Here is a 6085-nt window from a genome sequence, read left to right on the forward strand (position 1 = left end):
CTCCTTCACATTTGGCTCCAGCACATAGCGGCTGTCGCCCATGCGGCGGTGGCGGGTGTCGCGTTCGCCCAGCTTGGCCTCGGTGAAGGCGGCGCCGGTGCCGGCCGCCACCTCCTCGATGAAGCGGCGGCGCAGCGTGTCGTACAGCGTCGGCTCGCCCCACAGCAGCCGGGTTTCCATCAGGCTGGTGCAGATCGTGGTGTCGCTGCGCGCCAGGCGCACGCATTCATCGACCGAGCGGACGGCGTGGCCGACCTTCAGCCCGAGATCCCACAGGAGGTAGAGCATGTACTCCACCACCTGCTCGACCCGCGGATTGCGCTTGTAGGGCAGCAGGAACAGGAGGTCGATGTCGGAGAACGGCGCCAGCTCGCCCCTGCCGTAGCCGCCGATCGCGGCGATGGCGAAGCGTTCGCCCACCGTCGGGTTCGACACCGGGAACAGCCGCGACACCGTCAGCGCCGCCAGCGCCTCGATCAGCACATCCATCAGATAGGCGGATTCGGTGACGCAAGCGTCGGCCGTGCCCTCTTCCTCGACGAAGCGGCGGCGGATCACCAGGCGCCCGGCGGCCAGCGCCTCGCGCAGCGCCGCCAGGATCTCGGCCCGCTGCGCCTGGGTGCCGTCCAGCGCCATGGCGGCGTGCAGGCGCGTTTCCAGCGCCGCAGGATCGACAATATCCAGCGGCGCCGCGACCTGCTCGGCCCCCAGCCGGACAGCGCTCGGCGACGGGACGACGGCAGGGGGCGCGGCCTGGGGCAGGAAGCGTCGAAGGCGGCCACGCAGGCCGGGTCGGGCAATCGTCTCGTCGGGCATGATGGTGTTAGGTGAGGAGTGCTTTCAGAGCATACAACCGTTCGAGGGCTTCGCGGGGAGTCATCGCATCGGGATCGAGCGCCGAGAGGGCGGTTTCGACCTCGGACGGGCCCGGCGCCTCCGCCAGCGTGGTCGGCCGCGCCATCGCCGCCGAGAACAGCGGCAGGTCGTCGACCAGCCGGGCGACGCTGCGGCCCTGCTTACCTTGCTCCAGCGCCTCCAGCACCTCCTCGGCCCGACCGACCACCGCGGCGGGCAACCCGGCCAAGCGGGCGACATGGATGCCGTAGGACCGGTCGGCGGTGCCCGGCGCGACCTCGTGCAGGAACACGATGTCGCCCTGCCATTCCTTGACCCGCATGGTGTGGCAGGCCAAGCGGGCCAGCCGCGCCTGCAGCGCCGTCAGCTCATGGTAATGGGTGGCGAACAGCGCCCGGCAGCGCGTGGTCTCGTGCAGATGCTCGACGCAGGCCCAGGCGATCGACAGGCCGTCGAAGGTCGCGGTGCCGCGCCCGATCTCGTCGAGGATGACCAGCGCCCGCGGGCCGGCCTGGTTCAGGATCGCCGCGGTCTCCACCATCTCGACCATGAAGGTGGAATGGCCGCGCGCCAGATCGTCCGCCGCGCCGACCCGGCTGAACAGCCGGTCGACCACGCCGATCTCCGCCTCCTCCGCCGGCACGAAGCCGCCCATCTGGGCCAGGACGGCGATCAGCGCGTTCTGGCGCAGGAAGGTGGATTTACCGGCCATGTTCGGGCCGGTCAGCAGCCACAGCCGGCGGTCTTCCGACAGGTCGCAATCATTGCCGACGAAGGGACCGCCCTGCGCCGCGGCCAGCGCGATCTCGACCACCGGGTGGCGGCCGCCGCGGATGCGGAAATTGGTGTCGTCGCTGACCCGCGGCCGGCAATAGCGCCGCTCGGCCGCCAGCTCGGCCTGCGAGGCGGCGACGTCGAAATTGGCGAGCGCACGGACCGCGGCGGAGACGGCCTCGGCCCGGCCGGTGACCTCCCCCACCAAATCGGCGAACAGCCGCAGCTCCATCGCCAGCGCCTTGTCCGCCGCCTCGCCGATCGACCGCTCCAGCGTGCCGAGTTCGACCGTGGTGAAGCGCATCGCCGAGGCCATGGTCTGGCGATGGATGAAGGTGCCGACATGCGGCGGCTGCAGCAGCTTGTCGGCCTGGTTGGCCGAAACCTCGATGTGATAGCCGATGACGTTGTTGTGGCGGATCTTCAGCGCCGAGATCCCGGTCTCGTCGACATAGCGCTGCTGCAAGGCCGCGATCAGCCGGCGCGATTCGTCGCGCAGGGTGCGGACCTCGTCCAGCTCGGGCAGGTAGCCCGCGGCGATGAAGCCGCCATCGCGGATCAAGAGCGGCAGTTCCTCGGCCAGCGCCCGGGACAGCCGGTCGATCAGCGCATCGTGTTCGCCCAGTTCCTCCGCCGCCCGGGCCAGCAGCGGCGGCAGGCCAAGGAAGCGCGGCGGGCTGCCCAGCCGCTCTCGCAGGGCCGTGCCCTGGCGCAGCGCATCGCGGATCGCCGCCAGGTCGCGCGGGCCGCCGCGGCCGAGGCCGAGCCGGGTCAGCGCCCGTTCGGCATCCGGGCAGGCGCGCAGCAGGGTGCGCAGGTCGTCGCGCAGCCGTCCGTCATCAACCAGCGCCTGGACGGCGTCCAGCCGGTCGCCGATCGCCGCCGGGTCGGTCAGCGGCGCCGCCAGCTGGGAGGCCAGCAGCCGGGCGCCCGGGCCGGTGACGGTGCGGTCGATCGCGGCCAGCAGGCTGCCCTTGCGGTCGCCGGCCAGGGTCCGCGTCAGCTCCAGGTTGCGGCGGGTGGCGACGTCGATCTCCATCACCGCGCCCTGCGGCAGGCGGCGCGGCGGCGACAGCCGTGGCAGCGCCTTCTGGGTCAGCTGGATGTAGTCGACCAGGGCACCGGCGGCCGCCACCTCCGCCCGTTCGAAACTGCCAAAGGCATCGAGCGTGCCGACATGGAACAGGTCCTGCAGGCGGCGCCGGCCGTTCTCGCTGTCGAAGCGGGCACTGGGCTGCGGCGTCAGCCGCATCTTCCAGTCGCCCAGCAGCTCGAACAGCGCCGGGTTCTGCAGCACCCGTTCGGGCAGCAGGATCTCGCTCGGGTCGAAGCGGGCCAAGGCGGCGCCCAGCCGGTCGGGCGCGGTCGGTTCGGTCACCAGGTCGCCCGAGGAGATGTCGACCGCAGCGATCGCCAGGGTGCCGGCGACCTCGGCCAGCGCCACCAGGTGATTCGCGGCCCGCGGCTCCAGGAGCCCGTCCTCGGTCACGGTGCCCGGGGTGACGATGCGCACCACCTCGCGCCGCACCAGGGTCTTGCCGGAGCGCTTCCTCGCCTCCTCCGGGCTTTCGATCTGGTCGCACAGCGCCACCCGGAAGCCCTGGCGGATCAGCCGGGCCAGATAGGCCTCATGGCTGTGCGCCGGCACGCCGGCCATCGGGATGTCGCCACCCTGGTGCTGGCCACGCTTGGTCAAAGCGATGTCGAGCGCCGCCGCGGCCTTGACCGCGTCGTCGAAGAACATTTCGTAGAAATCGCCCATGCGGAAGAACAGCAGGCAGTCAGGATGGGCCGCCTTGGCCTCCAGATACTGCGCCATCATCGGCGAGACGGACGAATCGGTCGCGGGGGTGCTGCTGTCGGGCAAGGCTGTCGGCACGCAACTGACGGGATCGGGCGGGGCGAAGGGCGGACCCTAGCACGCAGGAACCAGCAGCGGGAACGCGGTTGCGGGAAAGACCAGGGCCGCCGAAGAGGCGGCCCCGGCTCAGTGCGGCAGGACGCGGCGCAGCACCAAGTCTTCGCCCAGCATCTCGCCGGTCTCGACGAAGCCTTCGGAGGCATAGAGCCGCCGGGCGGCGAGGTTGGCCGGCACCACACCCAGCAGCACCGTCCGATTGCGCGGCAGGCGGTCCAGGATGGCCAGCGTCGCCCGCAGCGCGGAGCGGCCGAAGCCGCGGCCCTGGTAGCGGGCGTCGATCATCAGCCGGGAGATCCAGCGATGGCCGCCTTCCGGGTCGAGCGCATGCATGACGAAGCCGACCACGCCGCCATGGCTGGCATCGCAGACGCCCAGCGGCGCGTACCAGGGCGACGCATCCGCCTCGGCGATCGACTCCGCATTGCTGGCGACGAAGTTCGCCTGCTCCGGCGCAACCCGCAGCGAGGCGAACACCGCGCGGTCCTGCGCCGTGACCATGGGGACAAGCCGCACCGCCGGCGCAGCCGGCAGCGGCGGCACGCGATATGCGTACATGATGATATTCCTATATGGCGTCGAAGATCCCCCGGCCCGCGCCGCGATGAACGCGGGCAGGCCGGAAACCGTCGCGATGACGGCGCGCGATCTAGCGGCGGGAAGCGGCGGAGCAGTGCCCGCTAGAGCGCGAACGCGCTCTAGCTCGTTAAAGTAGGACCGGATTCAGATTTCGGGCGGGATCGCATGCGATCCCTTCCGAAATCATCCGGGCCTAGGCACCGCCCCGCCCCCGTTTCAAGATCGTAGCCCGACGTCGCGCTTGAGGTATTCGCTCAGCGAATCGGTGTCGCGGGGTTTTCGGCGCGGCGTCACGAGGACGCGACCCAGCTCCGCAAACGCGACGACGATGAGCGACAGGGACGGACGGAAGCCACGCTTCTCGTTCGAAACGAACATGATGATCTCCAAGGAATCTGGAGGTTGATGAACCGTCCGGCCGACAGGAGTCGGACCGATGAAGGTCGGACCCATGGGGTCGGACGGGGCGAAACCGCCCTGCGGACTGCAGGACGGAATGGTGTAGGAGGTTGAAGGCCGAAGATCGGATGCGGAGGCGTCGGAACCGGCCCGTTGGGGTCCGTCCGGCGGCGTCGACAGCGATCAGGTCAGTGCAGGGAAGCTATCAGGTCGTGGAGCGACGAGATCTGATCGTGCAGACGTTCAGGCGGCAAAGCCGCGGTAGAGATGAACATTGGTCATTGCACAATCCTCCCTGGAATTGGAGTAGGATGGAGAGATACGGGATTGCCGCTGCGCTGCGCAAGCAGCGTTTTGGTGGCATCGCGTAAAGAGAGCGCAGCGTTGCAACACAGCCACAGTCGTGAGGGCTTGACGGTCCCCGCCGGCGAAGGTCCAGTACTCGGCCCGCTTCCCCGCTGCGCCGCCGGACATCATGACCAATCCTTCGCTCGACGACGATGCCCTCGCCTTCCATGCCCAGGGCCGCCCCGGCAAGCTGGAGATCAGCGCGACAAAGCCGCTGACCACCCAGCGTGACCTGTCGCTGGCCTATTCCCCCGGCGTGGCGGCGCCCTGCCTGCGGATCCATGCCGATCCGGCCACGGCCTACGACTACACGGCCAAGGGCAACATCGTCGCCGTGATCTCCAACGGCACCGCGGTGCTCGGCCTCGGCGACCTCGGCGCGCTGGCCAGCAAGCCGGTGATGGAGGGCAAGGCCGTCCTGTTCAAGCGATTCGCCGATGTCGACGGCATCGACCTCGAGGTCGACACCCGCGACGTCGATGAGTTCGTCAACTGCGTGCGCTTCCTCGGCCCGTCCTTCGGCGGCATCAACCTCGAGGACATCAAGGCGCCGGACTGCTTCATCATCGAGCAGCGGCTGCGCGAGATGATGGACATCCCGGTCTTCCATGACGACCAGCACGGCACCGCGATCATCGCGCTGGCCGGCGTCATCAACGCGCTGCATCTGACCGGCCGCGACATCAAGACCGCCAAGCTCGTCTGCAACGGCGCCGGCTCGGCCGGCATCGCCTGCATCGAGCTGGTCAAGGCGATGGGCTTTGCGCCGGAAAACGTCATCCTCTGCGACACCAAGGGCGTGGTCTACCAGGGCCGCACCGAGGGCATGAACCAGTGGAAGTCTGCGCACGCCGCCAAGACCGACGCGCGCACGCTGACTGATGCCATGGACGGCGCCGACATCGTCTTCGGCCTGTCCGCGCGCGGCGCCTTCACCACCGCGATGATCCAGTCCATGGCCAAGAATCCGATCATTTTCGCCATGGCCAATCCCGACCCGGAGATCACGCCGGAGGAAGTCGCCGAAATCCGCACCGACGCGATCATGGCGACCGGCCGGTCGGATTATCCGAACCAGGTCAACAACGTTCTCGGCTTCCCCTATATCTTCCGCGGCGCGCTCGACGTGCGCGCCACGACCATCAATGACGAGATGAAGGTCGCCGCCGCACAGGCGCTCGCCGATCTGGCGCGCCAGGACGTGCCGGACGA

Annotated in this window: 5 protein-coding genes; 1 reads left to right on the plus strand and 4 read right to left on the minus strand. The window is 69.3% G+C overall.

The genetic code is table 11. The features are described from left to right. The 4 genes from AC3XYG_RS05445 to AC3XYG_RS05460 form a co-directional block, all read right to left on the minus strand. Nucleotides 1–816 (minus strand): nucleotidyltransferase domain-containing protein (locus tag AC3XYG_RS05445; protein ID WP_489138798.1); only part of this gene is annotated, 816 nt, incomplete at its 3' end. Nucleotides 817–823: 7 nt separating this feature from the next. Beyond that, nucleotides 824–3451: a DNA mismatch repair protein MutS gene (gene mutS / locus AC3XYG_RS05450; protein ID WP_489138802.1), complete on the minus strand. Its 2628-nt coding sequence runs from the start codon at nucleotides 3449–3451 to the stop codon at nucleotides 824–826. A 165-nt stretch (nucleotides 3452–3616) separates the two neighbouring features. Next, on the minus strand, nucleotides 3617–4105 hold the full coding sequence (locus AC3XYG_RS05455; RefSeq protein ID WP_489138799.1) for a GNAT family N-acetyltransferase: 489 nt from the start codon (nucleotides 4103–4105) through the stop codon (nucleotides 3617–3619). 237 nt (nucleotides 4106–4342) lie between these two features. Continuing rightward, a complete protein-coding gene (locus AC3XYG_RS05460) occupies nucleotides 4343–4504 on the minus strand; it encodes a hypothetical protein (RefSeq protein ID WP_489138800.1) in 162 nt (53 codons plus the stop codon). A gap of 496 nt (nucleotides 4505–5000) precedes the next feature. On the opposite strand from AC3XYG_RS05460, the gene AC3XYG_RS05465 reads away from it, so the two are divergent. Next, a partial coding sequence (locus tag AC3XYG_RS05465) for a malic enzyme-like NAD(P)-binding protein (protein ID WP_489138801.1) occupies nucleotides 5001–6085 on the plus strand: 1085 nt, incomplete at its 3' end.

This window comes from Inquilinus sp. (assembly GCF_057815775.1).